Here is an 18,909-nt window from a genome sequence, read left to right as displayed (position 1 = left end):
GGGGAATTATTTTTTCAATAAAAACAAGCTGTTTTAGTGAAAGCGGTATAATTACCGCAGCTGCCTTGTGTGCCACCTTATGCCGCCCGCAAACGGCGGCCGCCGGGCCCCGGGCGCGGCCTCCGTTTGCGGGCGGCTCCGAGCGCGGAAAGGGGGCTAGAACTGGTCATCTACTTCCTGCATAGCCAGTTCGTGCAGGGCCGGCAGCGCCGAATGCTGGTAGGCAGCGGCAAAATCGGCGAGCAGCATGGTGGGTGATTCAATCAGCTTTTGAATGATTTCCTGCAGCCGGCTGTGCAGCTCCCGGGCAATTGCCGAATCGGTTTTACTGGTATTATATTCTACGTGCAACACCAGGTTTTCCTGGTCCTCGTTAAATATGATGTTAATATCGTACTTGCTTTTCGTGTTCTGTTCCGGCAATACACCAATCTCCAGTTGCGCGGTACTTAAGGCCGTATTCTCGCGCCGACTATCGCGGCTGTTCAGGTTCAGATAGTTGATGGAGACCCGGGTCAAATCGCTCATGTCAATCCCGTGCAGCTGCTGAAGCAGCTCGTGCAGCATCGTGGTTGGGTAGAACTGGTACTGGTAGGTATCGGCTACCACGGCATGCACCTCTTGCAGCAGCTGCTGCAGGGAGTGGTGGCTGTGCAGGTAGGTTCTGAGCAGCACAGAATCGGCAAAGCAGCCGATAACGCGGTCCAGGTCGGCGTGCTGGCGCCCGGCAAAGGGGCTGCGAATGGTAATGTCGTGCTGGGCCGTGTAGGAATGCAGCAGCAGATTGAGGCCGGTGAGGGCCACCGAGAACACGCTGCTGTTGGTGGCGGCGGCCAGCCGCCGCATGCCCGGCAGCAGCGGGGCCGCCACGGCGGCGGTTACCACGCCGGTTTCGGCGGCCGCGGCGGCCAGGGCGTCGGGGGCCGCCACGAAGGGCAGGGTCAGGAACTCGGGCTCGCGCCGAAACTGGTCGCGCCAGTACTGCTCGTAGCGCAGCAGCGAGCCGGCCCCTAGCTCCTGCTGCTGCCAGGTAGCGTAGTCCTTGTACTGAAGCTCGCTGTGCTGCGCCGGCTGGCCCTGCAGGCGCAGCAGGTAGGCGCTCAGCAGCTCTTCGCGCAGCACATCCAGCCCCCACCCGTCGCTGACGATGTGGTGCAGGAAATACATGAGGGCATACTTGTTGGGGGCCTGCTTGAAGAGCACCAGCTTGAAGAGTGGGCCGGCCTGCAAGTCCAGCACCGTCGGCCCGATGGCCTGGCAGTACTGGGCCATTGCCTCGGCCGGCGCCGCCAGGCCCGACAAATCGTGGTAGGCCCACACCTGCGCCACCGTAATGGAGGGCAGCACCCACTGGCGAATTTCGCCGGTGGCATCGGGGCGGTACACCGTGCGGAGAATATCGTGCTGGTCCAGCAGCAGGGCGGCCGCCTGGCGGAAGTGCTCCGGCTCAAGCTCGCCCCCGAGCGACATGCCGCCGCTGATGAGGTACTCGCTGCCGCTGTGCTGCCAGTGGGCGGCAAACAGGCCTAGCTGCTGCGTGCTGAGCGGATAGCTGGGCTGCCGGGGCGCGCGGGCAATGGGCTGGAAAGCCATTTTTTCGGCGCGGGCCAGCTGGGCCGCCTGCTCCTCGATGGAGGAGTTCAGCAGCTGGGCCAGGGCCACGTTCACTTGCAGCGTCTTGCGGATTTCGGCCAGCAAGCGGCTGGCTTTGAGGCTGTGGCCGCCCAGCTCCGCAAACTTTTCCGTGATGCCGAAGTCGTTTTTGCCCAGCACTTTTTCCCAGAGGTGCCAGAGCTGCTGCTCCAGGCTGGTGCGGGGCGCCACGCGGGGGGCCTTGGGGCCCGGGCTGGTGCTAGCGGGAATGGGCAGGGCCTGCCGGTCTACCTTGCCATTGGCATTGATGGGCAGCTTGTCCAGCGAGACAAAGCAGGTGGGCACCATGTAGTCGGGCAGGGTTTGCAGCAGGTAGGCGCGCAGCGCCTGCTCGTCCCGAATGGCCCCTACCACGTAGGCGCACAAGTACTTATCGCCCTGCGCATCTTCGTTCAGCCGCACTACCCCGTCGGTAATTTCGTCCCAGAGGCTCAGGTAGTATTCTATCTCGGCCAGCTCTACCCGGTGCCCCCGGATTTTTACCTGGAAGTCGATGCGGCCCATGAAGGCCACGGCCCCGTTTTCCTGCCAGCGGCCCAAATCGCCGGTGCGGTAAAGCAGCTCCCCGGCCCTGAAAGGATTGGGCACAAATTTGGCGGCCGTTTTGTCGGCGTCGTTCAGGTAGCCCTGGCTCACGCCGGCGCCGCCGAGGCAAATTTCCCCGCTGGCGCCGCGCGGCAGCAGTTGCAGGGCCTCGTCGAGGATGTAAACCGCGTCGTTGGTGAGCGGGATGCCGATGGGCACGGTCAGGTCGGCCTCCAGCACTTCCTCTACGGCGTGGAAAGTGGCGTACACCGTGGTTTCGGTGGGGCCGTACACGTGCAGCAGGCGCCCCCGGCCCAGGTAGTCCACGGCCCGGCGCACGTGGTGCTTCGACACAAGCTCGCCCCCGAAAAGCAGCTTGCGCAAGGGCTGGAAGGTGGTGATGTCGGCATCGACAATCAGGTTGAACAAGGCCGTTGTGATGAACAGGACCGTAACCTGATGCTCGTGGATGCGGGCCTTGATGGCATCGATGGAAGCCACTTCGCTGCCGGCCAGCAGCACCAGCGTGGCGCCGTTGAGCAGAGCCCCGAAGATGTCGAAAACGGCCCCGTCGAAGGCAAAATTCGACCACTGCAAGACTACGTCGGTGGGCTGAATGGTGAGGTAGCTGGTATTCTTCACCAGGGGCACCACGTTGCGGTGCCGCACCATTACGCCTTTGGGGTTGCCCGTGGAGCCCGACGTGTAAATGACGTAGCACAGCTGCTCGGGCGCGATGGGCAGGGCCAGATTTTGGGGGTCGTACTGCGCCTGCCCGGCCAGGAAATCGCCGAAGCACGCATCGTCCACGGTTAGGGCACAGGCGCTGTCGGCCAGAATGTACTGCTTGCGCTCGGTGGGGTAGCTGTGGTCGATGGGCACGTAGGCGCAGCCCGCTTTCAGGATGCCCAGCATGGCAACCAGCAGCTGCCCGGAGCGGTGCATTTGCAGGCACACGTTGGTGCCGGGGCGCACGGCGTGCCGGTGCCGCAGGTAATTGGCAAACTGATTGGCGTGCTGGTTGAGCGTGTGGTAGGTGAGCCGGCTGGCGCCCGCAACAAGGGCCGTGTGGGCCGGGGTGGCCGCGGCCTGGGCCTCAAACAGCGCCACCAGCGACGCGTGGGGGTAGGGCCGGCTGTCGTGGTTAACGGTTTCGGCCAGCCAGTGGCGCTCAGCGGGCGCAATAAAGTCTTGGCTGGCAATGGCTTGCCCGGGCTGCTGGGCCAGGGCCTGCAGCAGGTGCGCGTAGTTGGCCAGCAGGCGCTGCATGTAGGCTTCCGAATACAAATCGGCGTTGTACTCGGCCCGCAGCTCAATGCCCTGGGGTGCATCCTGGAAGATGAACGTCATATCCAGCGGGCTAGCGCTGAAGCTGCGCTCCGGCAGCGGCACCACCGTTAGGCCGGCCGGGGCGAGGCCGGCCGCCGGGCCGCCGATGCCCGCGCTGGCCTGGTTCTGGTACACCACCAGCACGTCGAACAAGGGGGAGCGCCCCCTTTCGAGCGGGGCGGCCACTAGGTCCACAATCTGCGAAAAAGCGTAGTGCTGGTGCTCGTAGGCCTCCAGCAGGGTTTGGCGCACCTGGGCCAGCACCTGGGCAAACGTGTCGGTGCCCCGCACCTGGCTGCGCAGGGGCAGCGTATTGAGGTAAGGCCCAATCTGGTCCTGAAGCTGCGCATGCTCCCGCCCGGCTACGGCCACCCCCAGCACCTGGTCCGACTGGCCACTGTAGCGCCACAGCAGCAGGTTGAGGGTAGCCAGCAGCCCCGTAAAGACGGTGGTATTGGCGGCCAGCACAGCCGCCTTTAGCTGCTGCACGGTGGCGGCCGCCAGGGTGTGGGTGGCGCTGCGGCCCCGGTAGGTTTTCTGCTTGGGCCGCTGGGTATCCAGCGGCAGCTCCAGCAGGGGCAGCGGGGCGGCTAGCTTGGCTTTCCAGTAGGCTTCCGGCTTGCTGAAATCCTGCTGGCTCTGCCAGTGAATGTAGTCTTTGTACTGGATAGGCAGCGCCGGCAGGGCCGGCGCGGCTAGCCCTTGCAGGTGCAGGTAGGCCTGCATCACTTCCTTTTCCAGGAGCTTGAGCGCCCAGCCATCGCACACAATGTGGTGCAGGCAGTAGAGCAGGCAGTGATGGTCGGGCGCCAGGCGCACCAGCGTAGCGCGAATGGGCAGGTCGGTGCTGAGCGCGAACGGCGCCTGCTCATTCTGCCGCAGCAGGGCCTCCAGGGCGGGGCCGGCTTCGGCCACCACCACGGGCAGCCCGAACGCCGCCTGCCCTGGCGGCAGCACCCGCTGGCGCACCTCGCCCGTGGCCGCCTCTTCGAAGACCGAGCGCAGCAGCTCGTGCCGCTCCAGCAGCAGGCCGAAGGCCTGGCGCAGCGCCGGCACATCCAGCGGGCCCAGCAGGTGCATGCCCCCCGGCACGTGGTAGGCCTGGGCGGCTTCCGCGTTTTTGCTCAGCAGCCACAGGTGCGCCTGGAAGCTGCTTACCGCGTACGTAGGCTGGGCCGGGGCTAGCGGAATGGCCGCTTCCTGGTGCGGCGCGTAGTCGGCGAGCCGGGCCGCCTGCGCGGCAATCGTGGTGTTTTCCAGTACAAACCGAATGCCCGTTTGCAGGCCCAGGCGCTGCTTCAGCAGCGAGTACAGCCGGGCCGCGTGGAGGCTGTTGCCGCCTATCTCGAAGAAATTGTCGGCCACTCCAAACGGGCGCTCCTCCCCTAGCACTTCGCGCCACAAGGCGTGGAGCTGCGCTTCGGGGGGGGTGCGCGGGGCCACGGCGGCCGGCCGGGCGGGCGCCAGGTAGCTTTCCTCCCAGGGCAGGGCGGCTTTGTCTACCTTGCCATTAGGTGTGAGGGGCAGCGCCGGCAGGGCCACGTAGGCATCGGGCAGCATGTAGGCGGGCAGGTGCTGCCCGAGCTGGTGCCGCAGGTGCTCCTCGGCAATGGCCTGGGTTGTGGCCACGTAGGCCACCAGCCGGGCCTCCTGGCCGGCCGCCTGGCGCACCTGCACCACGGCTTTGCTTACCCCGGCTACCCGCTCCAGCGCGTTTTCAATCTCGCCCAGCTCGATGCGGAAGCCGCGGAGCTTCACCTGGTCATCCTTGCGCCCGGTGTACACGAGCTGGCCAGCCGAGTTCCAGTGGCCCAGGTCGCCGGTCTTGTACATTTTCTGCCCCGGCTGAAGCAAATCGGGCAGGTAGCGCTCCTGCGTCAGGGCGGCCTTGCCCTTGTAGCCCAGCGTCACGCCGGCCCCGGCAATGTAAAGCTCCCCGTCGAGGCCGGTGGGCACGAGCTGCTGAAACTCGTCGAGCACGTACACCCGCGTGTTGCGAATGGGCCGGCCGATGGTGATGCTTTCCTCCTGGTCGGAGAAGCGGTAGCAGGTGCTGTAGGTGGTGGTTTCGGAAGGCCCGTACAGGTTGCGCACCTCGATGGCGCGGTAATCCAGCGCGTTCTTGAAGTGCTGGGGCACGGCCTCCCCGGCCATGTTGAGCACGGCCACGTGCTGCCAGGGAAAGGTGGCGTCCTTGAGCAGGTGCTGCACCACCGACGGCACGGTATTGAGGAGCACGCCCCGGTCGGCGGCAATGGCCTCGGCAATGTGCAGGCCGGAGGGCAGTATGCGCACCGTTTTGCCGGCGGCCAGGCTAAAGAAAAATTCGAATACGGAGAGGTCGAAGCAGTGCGACGTAACGGCGTACACCAGCTCGAACGGCGAATTGGCAAACTCATCCAGCGCCCACTGCACGAACAGGGCCATGTTCTGGTGCGAAATCATCACGCCTTTGGGCTTGCCCGTGGAGCCCGACGTGTAGATGATGTAGGCCAGGGCTGCCCCGCCGGGCACCGGGGGCGCGGGCGCCGCGCCGGGCACCGGGGGCGCCTGCTGCTGGTAGGCGGCCAGCCAGGCGTCGGTAATGAGCAGGTCGCAGCCGCTGTCTTGCAGAATGTAGTCGATGCGCTCCTGCGGGTAAGCCAGGTCGAGGGGCAGGTAAGCGGCCCCGCTGTGCAGCACGGCCAGCAGGGCAATGGGCAGCCACTCGGTGCGCGTGAGCTGCACGCCAACTACCTGGCCCGGCCCCACAAGGGTGCGCAGGTGCGCCGACAGCGTGGCGACTTCCTGCCACACCTGCCGGAAGGTGAGCTGCGCGGCCGGGCCAATGAGGGCTATTTTGTGGGCGTTGGCCGCCGCGGCTTGCTCGATGAGGTCGAGAACCGTGACCTCGGGCTGGTAGTAGGCCTGCAAGTCGTTGAAGACCTGCAGCTGCTGCCGGCGCTCGGTGGGCGGCAGGTAGTTGCAGCTGGCAATGCCGTCGCCCGGGGAAGCCAGCAGCGTAGCCAGCAGCTGCACAAAGTGCTCCCACAGGCGGCCGATGAACGCGCGGTCGTAGATGGCCGTGTTGAATTCGAGCGTAGCCGCCAGGCCGCTGGGCTGGGCCTCAAACGCAATAGTGAGGTCAAACTGGCTGGTCGTGCGCAGGTCGGCTTGCAGCAAGCGGTAGGCGCCCGCCGCCGTGGGCTGATTTTCCGGCGTGTGCTCGTTGAAAATCACCATAATATCGAAAAGGGCGGAGCGGCTCAGGTCGCGCTGGCCCCCGGCCAGCTCCACCATTTTCTGGAAGGGCAGGGCCTGGTGGGCCAGGGCATCTTGCAGGGCCTGCTGCTGGGCCGCGAGCAGCTGCTCGAACGTGGCCGCCGGCTCGAAGCGCAGCCGCAGGGGCAGGGTGTTGATGAACATGCCCACCAGGTGCTGCAGCGCCTCCACCGACCGGCCCGAGGTAACGGTACCCAAAACCGTGTCGGTTTTCTGGGTGTAGCGGAAGATGAGCGCTTGCAGGCCGGCTAGCAGCCCCGCAAACAGCGACACCTGCTGCTGCGCGCAGCGGGCCAGCAGGGCGGTGCGCACCGGCCCCGGCAGCTCTACCCGCAGGCGCTCGCCGGCGAAGGTTTTCACGGCGGGGCGCTTCAGGTTGTTTTTCAGCTCTATTACGGGCAGCGGGGGTTGCAGCAGCGCTTGCCAATACTGCTCTTCGGCCTGCCAGAGGCCCTGCTGCTGGCTGGCGTGCTGCCACACGGCAAAATCCTGGTAGCTGCGGCTCAGCGCCGGCAGCGCCGGGGCCTGCCCCTGCTGGCGGGCTTCGTAGCAAAGCAGCAGCTCCTGCTGCAACACATCCAGCGACAGCCCGTCGCAGATAATGTGGTGCACGGTCAGCAGCAGGTAGCAGGCCCCGCTGCCGCGCAGCAGCGTGCCGCGCAGCAGCGGGGCCTGCTCCAGGCAAAAAGCCTCCCTGCTTTCTGCCAGCAGGTAGCCGGGCAGGGTGGCGGCCGACAGCGCGGGCACCTCCCGCACTTGCAGCCGAAACTGCGTCTCCGGCGCTACGCGCTGCCTGACCGAGCCATCGGCCTGCTCAAAAAACGAGGTTCTCAGGCTGCTGTGCCGCTCTACCAGGTCCTGAATGGCCTGCTGCAGCTGCCCGGCCTGGGCGGCCTCGGGCAGCTGCATGGCCACGGGCATGTGGTAGGCCAGCGAGGCCTGCGCATCCTGGCTCAGGGTCCAGATGCTCTGCTGCCCGTAGGAGAGCGGATAATCGGCGGCCAGGGGCGCCGGTGCAATAGCCTCGGCCGCTGGGCCGCCTTGCAGTAGCAGCAGCAGCGCCTGCTTGTGCGTTTTGAGGTGGGCTAGCAGCGCGGGCGGCAGCGCGCCGGGCCGGGCCTTTACTTTCAGCTCCTGCTCCTCGACAAACAGGTGAACGTCGGCCTTTTTTAGCTGCCTGATAAGCTCGAAAACTTCCATGATAAGACGGATTAAACTTTAGGGCGGTCCCGCGCTGAAAGTGAGTGATAGCCTGAAGGAGGGGTGGCGGCCGGCCGCGCCGCGGGCCGGGCGGCCTTCCGCAAAAGCACTTGGTGTTGGCCGGCGGCCCGGCGGCCCGCCATCATCCTGGCCCAAAGGTGTTGCAAGCGCTTGGGCCGGCCCATTCCCTTACACGAACCAGCTGTTTTGCCGTACTAAACCAGGCATTGGGCGTGCTTTAGCCGCCGCCCGCCCGGCGCTTTCCAGGCCTTGGCAGAGCCGCCGGCAACTACCCTCGCGCTTAGGCTACAGGCGCCGGCACAGGCAGCTCGCGCTGCGTGAATTGTCCTTTCAGCCAGGGGGCAAAACGGCCGGTTTACCACCCTGGGCGGGCGGCCCGCCGGGGCCGGGCCGGGCGCCGGCAAAAGCCCCGCCAACGCCACAAGCCGGGCCAGCGCGTGGCTGGGCCGGCTTGTGGCGTTGGCGGGGCAGTAGTGTTGCAGGGGGCGGGGCGGCCCGCCGGGCTAGTGGGGCGGGGCGAGCCAGCCCGGCCAGCGGCAAGCAACCCGTGGGCCGCCCGGCCCGGGGGCGGCCCGCCAGCTTAAAAGACGCTGGTGGTCGGCACAACCGAGGTGTCGATGGTATTGAAAATCCCGGCCGGTTGCTGAGCCTTGGTAAAACGGGTAACCGTCGTTTTGGTGAGCGTGAACTTGGCGGGGGTAGCGAGGTTCTTCATGGAGGAAAAAAGGAAGAGGGTGAGGGAGTTAGGAAGTGGCGCAGCCCGTAGTGGCGTTGCCTGAAACAAACGTACTAGCCTCCCCCACCGGCGGCAAGTCTGTTACATCAACCCGGCTATTGGCGCTACCAACCTGGCTTTTTGGCCACTGCGGCGAAAGTACGCGCCGGCCAGGGCGGCCCAGCCGGCGCGTACTTTCGCCGCATGGCTATCGATTATCGCGCCCTGCGGCGCCAGCTGCTGCCGCACGGGCTGGCCTGGCTGGGCTTTATCGGGTACGAGCAGGCGGTTTTTCTGCTCTCAAGCATGAGCGCGCCCTCCGCGGGGTCGGTGCTGCTCAACTACCTGCTCAACATTGCCCTGTTTTACCTCAACGGGCTGGTGCTGCTTCCCCGCCTCTACGAGTCGCGTCGCTACGGGCGCTACGCCCTGGCGGCGCTAGCCCTGCTGGCCACCTACTCGCTGGTGCGCAGCACCCTTTACCTCTACCTGGTGCCGGCCCTGGGGCTAGGCACCACGCCGCTCCCGGCCACGCCCCTCTCCCGCACCGGGCTGCTTGCCTACTACTGGGCGCAGTCGTTTTACCGCGGCACGTTCTTCCAGATGCTGAGCACGGGCTACTGGTTTGCGCGCCGCTCCGTGCAGATGCAGGTGCAGAAGCGCCGCCAGGAAGAAGCCCTGCGCGTGGCCGAGCACAGCCTGATGGAAGCCAACCTGGCATTTCTCAAAAACCAGATTAATCCGCACTTTCTCTTCAACTCGCTCAACTTTCTCTACGCCCAGGTATACCCGCATTCGGAACCGGCCGCCCAGGGCATTTTGCTGCTGGCCGAAACCATGCGCTACGCTCTGCACGAAGAAATTCACGGCAAAGTGATGCTGGACCAGGAGGTAAAGCACCTGCACAATTACATTGCCCTCAATCAGCTGCGGTTTAATAACAAGCTCCAGGTAGATTTTGCGCAGCAGGGCAGCACCCATTTTTTGCGCATCATTCCGCTGGTGCTCATCACGTTTGTCGAAAACTGCTTCAAGCACGGCGAGCTCACCGATGCGGCCCACCCGCTGCGCATTCGCCTGGCCGTGGTTGAGAGCAAGCTTACCTTCGAAACACACAATAAAAAGCGCCTCGGCCCCAAGGAAAAAAGCACCGGCATTGGCCTGGCCAACACCCGCCAGCGCCTCGACCTGGTGTACCCCGGCCGCTACACCCTGGACCTGGATAATACCCCGGACTACTACAGCTGCAAACTAGTTATCGACCTTTAGACCAATGCTATAATCTTTTGATTTACAATGATAAATCTGCAAGAAACAACTTCTGCCAGCTGTGGCGGCGGGAGGTAAGCGCCAGCCGCAGGGAGGAGAATTTCAAGAGTCCCGCCATCGGTTGGCCGTGGGGCGCCGCGCATTGCGGAGCAGCCAGCCGCGGTCGCCGGCGCATAGACCTTGCCGAGTAAAGTACAATAAAATTTCAATCAGCCTCCCGGCTTACCGCCGCGCTGCCGACTGATAGTAGCGGGCCAGAAAATCATAAACCAGCAGCTCGTGCAGGCGGGGCCGCACGCTCACGGCCCGGTTAACGAGCATGTGCGCGTAGTGGCCCAGCAGGGCATCGGGAGCTACTTCGAGCTGGCCGCGGGCGTGGCGGGCCAGCACCTGGCCCGCCACCTCGGCCAGCAGGCCGGCCAGCGGCAGGGCCTCGGGCCTGGCGGGGGGCGGCGGGGCCAGGGCAGCGTGCAGGGCGGCCCGGTGCTGGCGGTAGCGGGCATCGAGCTGGAGGCGCAGGGGCTTATCGACGGCAAACTCGTGGGCAAAGGCCGCGCGCCACTGCGTGAGCAGGGCCAGCCGGCGCGGCAGGTCGCAGCCGAAGGCAGCGAGCAGCTCGTCGATGCCGCGGGCGGCCCCCAGCCAGCCGGTGGGGCCAGGGCCGGGAGGAGGGGCGGCGAGGCGGGCCAGCAGCCGGCGGCTGTCGTAGTAAAACAGGCTTTCGGCCAGCTCGATGGTGTGGCTGCCGTAGCGCTCCAGCTCGCGCTGGTAGGTGTCGGTCTGGGTTTTCCAGAGGCTCCCGCTGGCCGTGTACGGGGCCAGGGCTGCCCTCACGGCCTGCATTACCGGGCCCAGGGCGGCGGCGGGGGCGGGCAGGTGCAGGCGCAAGCGCAGGTGGTGGTCGGGGTCGGTGTAGCGAATGAAAAACCACTTATCAACCCAGCCCCGGGCCAGCAGCTCCTCGGTGAGGGGCGCCAGGGCCTCGGCCAGCAGGCGGTCGGCCACCTTGGGGCCGCAGTAGAGCTTGTAGTAGAGCCACTCCGAGCCGGGCTCGAACGAGCGGGGCACCGCGGCGGGCGGCGCGCCGGGGCGGGGCGCTGCCCCGCCCGCGGCGGGGTAGCAGGGCGCCGTGCGCAGCAGCGAGGCCACAAGCTGGTTGGTGTAGGGCCGGCCCGCCGGGTCGCGCACGAGGCAGGTGGCGGGGTCAAACAAAAACTCTTTGAGCAGCACGCCGGGCCGGGCCCGCACCAGGGCCAGCCAGTCGCGCACGCCGGCCGGGTCCTCGGCATCAATCAGCAGCTCGTGGTCGGCCTCGGCCAGGGTAAAATAGCGCGGCAGCTGCCAGCGCCGGCGAAAGGTCGCCCAGGCCTCGGCGGCCCCGCCCGGGCCGGCGGCCAGCAGCGGAGCCAGGTCAGCGGCGGCCAGCTGCCAGCTGGCGGCCAGCAGCACCACTCCCTGGTGCGTGAGCCGGGGCCGGAAGCGCGCCTCGGGGGCCAGGGCCTCCCAGCTCACGCCCAGGCTGGCTTGCAGGCCCTGGGTTTGCAGGTCGCACAGCAGCTGGTACACGGGCAGCGCCTGCTGGGTGTAGTTGTGGGCCGCGCTCAGGCGCGGCACCACCCGGTGGCCGGTGCGGCGGCACCACAGCTCCAGCTGGCCCCGGTGCAGCCGCAGGGTAAGGTCCTGGAGGGCCAGGCGGCCCGCGGGCGGGCAGGCGGCATGGGCCAGGTAGGGCAGCTCGAAGTCGCGGAAGCAGGGCCGCAGCAAAATATTGCCGAGCCGGCTGGCCGGCAGGTGGCAGATTTCGGCCAGCACTACGCCGGGGTTGTGGGCCTGCTCGGCGGCAGCCAGGCTGTGCACTACCCCGGCAATGGCCGGCGAGGCGTGGGCAAAGCGCCCTAGCAGGTTAGCTGCGCTCGCCCCGCCGGCGCTTTCCAGCAGCAGCTGCCCCCCGGCCAGTGCCCGAAACAGCACCGAGAAGGACGGCGGCAGGGCATCGGCCACGCTGGGCAGGTGCTGCACCTCGGCCAGGGTCAGGTCGATGGCATAGTCTCCGGCCTGCTCGGCGGCGCGCAGCCGGCCGGCCAGCAGCTGCTGGGCCGCCGTGAGCAGGGGGGCCGGGGCGGGGCTGGCGGCGCCGGGCAGCATCAGGTCTTCGACCAGCGGGGCGTAGGCGTGGCGGCCGTAGTCAGAGTAGCTGATGCCGCTTTCCGAGTCCAGCGCTTCGAGCAGGGGCACGGCCCGCGCCTCGTAGCGGGCCGCAAACTGCTGCTTGAACTCGGCCAGCCGGGCCTGGGTGGTGGCCGGGGTAAGGTGGCCCAGCACCCGCAGGGCCGCCAGCAGGGCGGCCTGCTGGCTGGTGGCCAGGGTGCTGCCGGCCAGCACACCGGGCAGCAGGTCGGCCTGGAAAAGCTTGCCCGCTTCCAGGGGCACCGCCAGCGGCGCCAGCGCCGCCTCAATGGCTGTGTAGGCGGCGGTAGGGTTGGGGCCGGCGGGGTGGGCGTCGAGGGCCGCCAGGCGGGCGCTCACGTCGGCTACCACGCTCCGCACTGCCGCCAGGCCGGCATGGGGCGCGGCGGGGTCGTCGAGGCGGGCCAGCACCTGGCGCAGGTGGGGCAAAAACTCGGCTCCCGTGACGGTGGGCTCCAGCTCGCTCACCAGGAGCTGCGCCTCAATCAGCGCATCCACAAATTCCAGGGCCTCTGCCAGGTCGGCATCGGCTACGGGGCTAGCGGCGTCTTCCTCCAGGCCAAGCAGCGCCAGGGCCAGCCCCCGGCGCTGCTGCCCACCGGCGCTGGCCGCCAGGGCCCGGCGCAGGGGCTCGGTGGCCTCCACGGCACTCAGCTGGTGCTCGCCCTCGGGGGGGCGGCCCTCGCCGTAGCTGTACTCGACGTAGCGCAGCTCGTGCCCCAGGTCGTAGAGGCTGGAGTTGGGCCTGTAGCGCAGGCGGCTGCGCAGCGGCTCCTGGGCGGCTAGCCGGGCGGCCAGCGCGCACAGGTAGTGCATGTCGAGGCGGGTATGCCGGGTGGTAGCGGCGGGGTCGAGGCACAGGCGGCTTTCGGGGCCCCACCCCACCACCGAGCAGCCGGCAAACAGCCCAAACGGCGTGCAGCGGCTGCGCATCCGGCCCTGGTAGCGGCCCAGGGCCGCGAGCAGCCGGGCTTCCTTTTTGGCATCGCGCAGCTCGCCGCGCTGCCAGCGCTCGGCCTCGGCCAGCAGGGGCGGCGAGGCCAGGTAGAGGGCTTCCCTAAACGCGGCATCGGCCAGCCAGTCGGCGGCCGTGGTGGGGGCCCCGGCCAGCGGCCGCGCGGGGGTGCGCAGCACCAGCGCCGGGTGAAAGGTGTAGAGGTGTTCCATACAAGCCGGCAGGACCGGAAAACGGGAAAAGGCGGGGCGAAATATACAGGCCGGCCGCGCCCGGCTGCGTTGCTACCAGGGCTTAGTCCTGCGCAAAGCGGGGTTAGTGTACTAAACTTTTGCCCGGCCCGGCAGGCCCCGATGTTTATGGTCCCTTCCAGCCCCTGCCCCTGCCGGTCTTTCAGCCCGGTAGCTACCCGGCCCAACCGCGCGTTCCCATGCCCCCGCCCCCACTCGCTGCCCCGCCCCCTTTGCAATGTGCGCCAAGTACAACCACGTAGCACCTGGCGCTAGCCTTCCGGTTAGCAGTTTATAATGGCACAAGCGCTGAAATTTACGCGAAATACCATTTTGTACTATCTGATTGTTAGCTGGTTAACTCCCGAATTAGCACATTCTGTATTTTTGACTAATAGAACTAATTGAGTAAACAATGATTGGTACCCAACAAGCAATAACCCACCAACAACCAAACCGACCTTACCCCCACAAAAATGGGGTTGCCCCCGCCACAACGCCTGGGCAGTCGCCAAGGTGGGCAGCCAGGGTGGCAGCGCCCCCCTAGCCTCCGTCCCACAAGACCAGGGCTCGTGCTGACCCCATTTTTGTGGGGGAATACTCCCCTTACGACCCCATTTTTGTGGGGGAATAGAAATGTGAAAAGGGCGTTTCCAGCCAATGGGGCCACATTTTGAGCCATTCCCCCACAAAAATGGGGTCGCCCGCCCCCTCCCCACTACTTAGCCAAAATGGGTGCCGTGCGAACGGACTAACCCCTGAAAGAAAAAAAACTACTCAAGAAACAGTAGTTACTTTTTTTAACTAGTTTACTAAGTTTACGGGTGCCGCAACGCCTTGATTGCCAAATAGCTGCAAGGGCATTTCCCCACAAAAATGGGGTTATACCCCCACAAAAATGGGGTCATTCCCCCACAAAAATGGGGTCATTCCCCCACAAAAATGGGGTTAGGAGGGGGTTATTCCCCCACAAAAATGGGGTTATTCCCCCACAGGTTGAAATTGGTTGTGGGGGAATGGCGTAGGCGCGGTACATTTGCCAGGCCTCTGCTGATGCGCTCATGACCAAAGACCTGACCACCACAACCAACCCACTGGTAGTGCAACACAACGCGATGGTAAACGCTGGCTTTACCATGTCAGCCCTGGAAATGCGCTGTTTCCTGGCCATGATTAGCCGCATCGGCCGGGAGGATACCGCCCTGCCGGTGTGCCGGATTCCCGTGCGGGAGCTGTGCGCAGACAGCACCAGCAAAAACGTGTACACAGAAGTGCGGGCCATGACAGAGAAGATGGCCAGCCGCTTCCTGCTGCTGGAAGTGCTGGGCCCCAACGGCGAGCGCCTGAAAGAGCCGGATATCAAAAACCGCCCGCTGATGGGGGCGATTGACTACTTGAAGCGGGAAGGCGTGGTGGAAGCCGTGTTCAATGAGCACCTGAAGCCCTATCTGCTAGAGCTGAAGAATAACTTTACCAAGGCCCAGCTAAGCCAGGTACTCAAAATAAAGCGGCCCGCCTCGCACCGCATCTACTGGCTGCTGCGCGAGTACGCAGCCTTTGGTAAGCGCACGGTCAGCGTCGGGGAGCTGCGCCACGTGCTGGGGCTGAAAGATGAGTACGCCGACCGGTTCGACCACTTCCGCACGCGGGTGCTCGACCCGGCCCAGGAGGAACTGGCGCAAACCGATTTGCCCTTCACCTACGAGCTGCTCAAGCAAGGGCGCGTTATCACGGAAATCCGCTTTCTGTTCACGCCCACGGGCGCCACCCTCCCCGAGCTGCTGCCCCTGCCCGAGGCTTGGGCTACGGAGCTTTTGGCGGCTGGAGTAGCGGCAAAAAGCCTGGAAACGGTACGCGAGAAGCTAGCCGCCGGCACCTACGACGAAGGGTACGTGCACTTTGTGCTGCAAACAATACAAGCGCAGGCCGAGGCCGGCAAAATAAAAAAACCGGGCGGCGCAATGTTCAAAGCATTGGTCGATGGCTATCTGCTGCCCGCTTACCAGAAAAAGCAGGCTAAGCCCCGGGCCCGGCCAAGCCAGGCGCTGAACAGCCAGCGCCGCAAGCTGCAGGGCGAGCTGGAGGATGCCCACAACAGCCTGTCGTTTTTTCAGACCTCGCTGCTGTATACCGATGAAACCCGCCCGGCATTTGTAGCGGAGGTCCAGGGCAAGATTGCGGACTTAGCGCAACGGCTAAAGCAGCTGGAAGCCTAACCCCCCACCCTAGCCAGGCCGGAAAAATACCGGGTAAATAAACCGCCTGCTCAAAAATCACCTTTCTTGTGAAGAATAAAAATTTCGTAAATTCCAACAATTGTTAGAATAGTCAGCGTAGCATAAATCATAAGAATTACTACCACACTAACCATTCTAACAATTGTTGCAATTTATTTTAAATTTTGAGCTAACTAGCTCATAGAATGATAATTGATAAATCAGGTGGCAGGCTAGCTGTGCCCTATGGGATAGCTATTCGTAAAGCACATGGCTACCGCAGCTTTTTACTGGTGCGCAATAGCTTCTGCAGCAAGGCATCCGGCAGGGGCTTATCGGCTTCGGGATGAGCTGCCAGCTCCTTCACCAGGGCGGCCTCGGTTAGCTCCTTCATCAGAAAGCCGGGTAGCCAGTACTCAGCCTGCTTCAGCTTGAGGTACGTTTCGCGGGTTACTGCCGTAGTAAACGATACCCAAACGGTTGGCTCTTCTGCGTTGCCGGCTGCCGGCTCCGGCGCGGGCTCAATTCGCTCGTTGATGGACGAAAGGACTTTTTTACCGAAAGTGGGTTTAGTGCTCATAAACGGGTAAGAATTTCGGCGGTAAGGGCAGTATAGTCGTGAGCGCCGGCAGATTGACCGGCCCAGGCATAGATGCTTTCTTTCTCAATCTGGGCTTCTACCAGCGACACGTTGGGGCGAATGGTGGTGTGCATAACCAGCGGGCCAAACACGGGGTGGGTTTCCAGCAGGGTCACCATGTCTTTCTGGGCCCGGCGCCGGTCGCTGCGGTTGTACTGCGTAAAAAACAGCCCCCCAATCTTCAGGCCTTTGTTCAGGCGCTTTTGCACCTGCTGGCACACGTCGAGCAGGCCCACCAGGCCTTCGATTCCGTAATATTCCGGCTGCGCCGGGATGAAGACGGCGGTGGCTGCCGTCAGGGCCGCGTAGGTTAGCTTACCCAGGCCGCCCGGCGTATCAATCAGGCAAAAGTCGATGGCCTCTACCTCGTCGAGCAGCTCCTTCAGGGCAAACTCGGCCCCTGGCCTCTTGCCAATGCGCTCCTCGGCCTCCGCCAGGTCGGGCGAACCGGGCAACAGGTACAGCCCTTCTCCCACTTCCTGCACCGCATCCGAGAGACTTGCCTGGCCTAGCAGCACTGCGTCGAGCCGTTTGCCGGCGGGGGCGGGCAGCGTGAAGCTCTGGGTAAGGTTGCACTGGCTATCGCAATCCAATAGCAATACGCTGTGCCCTTGTTCTCGCAGGGCATGGGCCACGTTTAGGCAACTGGTAGTCTTCCCAGTGCCGCCCTTATGGTTAGCCATTACAATTGTTTGCATGGCGTAAATAAACACAATGCCGCCAATTATAACAATGCTTTCCTTTGTTACCATAGCAACAATTGTTACCATTGTAAACATTTTTTGAGCTAAAAATTTTATTATCAATAGTATGTGCTTGTTAAGTAGGTAACTTTTCAGTCAGGGCGCCGGCGCTTGTACCTGGCAGCTGGCAGAATTGAAGCCGGCTCGCGGTAAGCTCAGGGGTATTTTGGGCGTCGTGGCCAGGCTTTGAGCGGTGTGCCGGGCGCAGTCGGTGCTCCTTTTGGCCCAGGGCGTCACAGCTGAGACGGCCGGGAAAAGGCAAGCGCCTGGCAAGCTTGGCCATGTCCCACCCAGATTATGCCACTGCTTTACTAAACGATGAGCCGGCGTTGGGCGGGCCCCGCCCGTTTGCTGCACAGCGGCGGCCAGGGCCCGCCGCCGCTGTGCAGCAAACGGGCGCTGCGGAATGGCAGCCTTTAGCAGGCGGGCACAATACAAGGCCGCGGCTTAGTTAGGAGGCTTAGCAGGCTTTGCCGCTGTGCAGAAAAGAGCCGCCCCATGCTGCTCTGCTCAGCCAGACTATCTCGGCGCTACTAGTGGGGGCTTGTACTGTAAAAGCTACCAGCTGTTTCGGCTCTCTGTTCACTAGCAGCATCAGCTGCGGGGCCGGGTGGGGAAGCGAAGCTACTAGCGCGGCTTGAAAATAGAACTTTACAGGCCAGGCGTAGCACTTTTACGGTAGTATTGTACAAAAATATGTTTTATTGCTTTTTCTGGTGATTACCCTTGATAATCCTTACTTATCGAGGGTAATTTTAGCTTACTTTTACGCGCTGGCTTTTGCCACGCACTTTGGGCAGCTTACGGCTGCCGCCCGCGCTGCTATGGAAAAGCTCCCCATTCGGGCCGCCGCTCAGGGCATCGGCGCCGCCCGCCATATTGACGACTACGCCGAAGCCGGGGCGCGCTACGTGCGCACCGGGCAGCAAGGCGCGGCCAACACCCAGCGCGCCTACGCCGGCGACTGGCGCCGCTTCACCACTTGGTGCCAGGACCACGGGCGCGAGCCGCTGCCCGCCGAGGTGCTGACGCTGGCGGCCTTTATGACGGCGCTGGCCGAGGCCGGTAAAAAGGTGGCCACCATTCGGCGCCACTGCGCCTCCGTGAGCAAGGCCCACCAACTGGCCGGTTTTCCGACTCCGACCGACGACCGGCAGCTCCGGACCCTGCTCGAAGGCATCAGCCGCGAGAAAGGCGTTAAGCAGAAGCAGGCGCCGGCTTTCACCCTGGCGTATTTCAAGCGCGTGGTGCAGGGCATCGACACGGCGCGGCCGGCCGGCGTGCGCGACCGGGCCTTGCTACTGCTGGGGCTGGCCGGGGCGTTTCGGCGCGACGAACTCGCTGGCCTCGACCTGGCCCACCTGCGCTTTGACGACGACGGGCTGGTGGTGGAGCTGCCGAAAAGCAAAACCAATCAGAAAGGCGAGGCCGAAGAGAAGGCCATCTTCTTTGCCCCCGACCGGCGCAGCTGCCCGGTGCGCGCCGTTAAGGACTGGCTGGAGGTGCTGCGCCAGCACGAACGCACGAGCGGGCCCTTGTTCCTGTCTTTTCACAAGGGGCAGCGGCTAAGCCGGCGCCGGCTCAGCGCATTTAGCCTGAACGAGATTGTGCGCCTGCGCCTGGGCGCGCCTTATACCGCCCACTCGCTACGCGCCTCGTTTGTGACCATTGCCAAGCTCAACGGCGCTGATGATGCGGAAGTTATGAACCAGACCAAACACAAGACGACGGATATGATTCGGCGCTATACCCGCCTCGACAACGTGCGCCAGCACAACGCCGCCCAAAAACTTGGCTTGTAGCGCGCGGCCGGAGCAGCCGGCTTGCTGGCCGGCTGCCGCAAGCCGGCTGCTCCCCGCTCGAAGAAGTAGCGATGCCAAGCCTTCTTAGAGCGTGTTTGGGAATTGTAAAAAACACGATTTTTGTCATGCTGAGCTTGTCGAAGCATCTCTACCGCTTTGTTGA

General features: G+C 64.4%; 8 protein-coding genes. 3 read left to right on the top strand and 5 right to left on the bottom strand.

What is annotated here, in order from left to right:
• Positions 1–156: 156 nt before the first annotated feature.
• Together Q5H89_RS22065 and Q5H89_RS22060 are read right to left on the bottom strand one after the other, a co-directional pair.
• Positions 157–7,968: a non-ribosomal peptide synthetase gene (locus Q5H89_RS22065; protein ID WP_305021503.1), complete on the bottom strand. Its 7,812-nt coding sequence runs from the start codon at positions 7,966–7,968 to the stop codon at positions 157–159.
• Between the two features lie 601 nt (positions 7,969–8,569).
• Positions 8,570–8,704 (bottom strand): hypothetical protein, encoded by a 135-nt coding sequence (locus Q5H89_RS22060; RefSeq protein ID WP_305021502.1) that lies wholly within the window; start codon positions 8,702–8,704, stop codon positions 8,570–8,572.
• Between the two features lie 204 nt (positions 8,705–8,908).
• Between Q5H89_RS22060 and Q5H89_RS22055 the strand changes: the two genes are divergently transcribed.
• Positions 8,909–9,973, top strand: coding sequence for a sensor histidine kinase (locus tag Q5H89_RS22055; RefSeq protein ID WP_305021501.1), 1,065 nt, complete (start codon positions 8,909–8,911; stop codon positions 9,971–9,973).
• A gap of 222 nt (positions 9,974–10,195) precedes the next feature.
• Here the strand turns inward: Q5H89_RS22055 and Q5H89_RS22050 are convergent, their stop codons facing one another.
• The gene (locus tag Q5H89_RS22050; protein ID WP_305021500.1) at positions 10,196–13,327 is read right to left on the bottom strand and encodes a lantibiotic dehydratase; all 3,132 of its coding nucleotides are present in this window, start codon (positions 13,325–13,327) and stop codon (positions 10,196–10,198) included.
• 1,079 nt (positions 13,328–14,406) lie between these two features.
• On the opposite strand from Q5H89_RS22050, the gene Q5H89_RS22045 reads away from it, so the two are divergent.
• Positions 14,407–15,561: a replication initiation protein gene (locus Q5H89_RS22045; RefSeq protein WP_305021499.1), complete on the top strand. Its 1,155-nt coding sequence runs from the start codon at positions 14,407–14,409 to the stop codon at positions 15,559–15,561.
• A 274-nt stretch (positions 15,562–15,835) separates the two neighbouring features.
• On the opposite strand, the gene Q5H89_RS22040 is transcribed toward Q5H89_RS22045, so the two are convergent.
• Positions 15,836–16,141, bottom strand: coding sequence for a hypothetical protein (locus tag Q5H89_RS22040; RefSeq protein WP_305021498.1), 306 nt, complete (start codon positions 16,139–16,141; stop codon positions 15,836–15,838).
• Positions 16,138–16,899, bottom strand: coding sequence for a ParA family protein (locus tag Q5H89_RS22035; protein ID WP_305021497.1), 762 nt, complete (start codon positions 16,897–16,899; stop codon positions 16,138–16,140). The genes Q5H89_RS22040 and Q5H89_RS22035 overlap by 4 nt, the downstream gene beginning before the upstream one ends.
• A gap of 869 nt (positions 16,900–17,768) precedes the next feature.
• Here Q5H89_RS22035 and Q5H89_RS22030 point away from each other — a divergent pair.
• Positions 17,769–18,746 carry a site-specific integrase gene (locus Q5H89_RS22030; protein ID WP_305021496.1) on the top strand — a complete coding sequence of 326 codons (978 nt, stop codon included), beginning with the start codon at positions 17,769–17,771 and terminating at the stop codon, positions 18,744–18,746.
• The last annotated feature ends 163 nt before the right edge of the window (positions 18,747–18,909 follow it).

The sequence above is a fragment of the Hymenobacter cheonanensis genome (assembly GCF_030581075.1).
In the GTDB taxonomy this organism is placed as follows: domain Bacteria; phylum Bacteroidota; class Bacteroidia; order Cytophagales; family Hymenobacteraceae; genus Hymenobacter.
The sequence above is the reverse complement of the archived record's forward strand: the minus strand, read 5'-3'. Positions and strand labels throughout refer to the sequence as shown.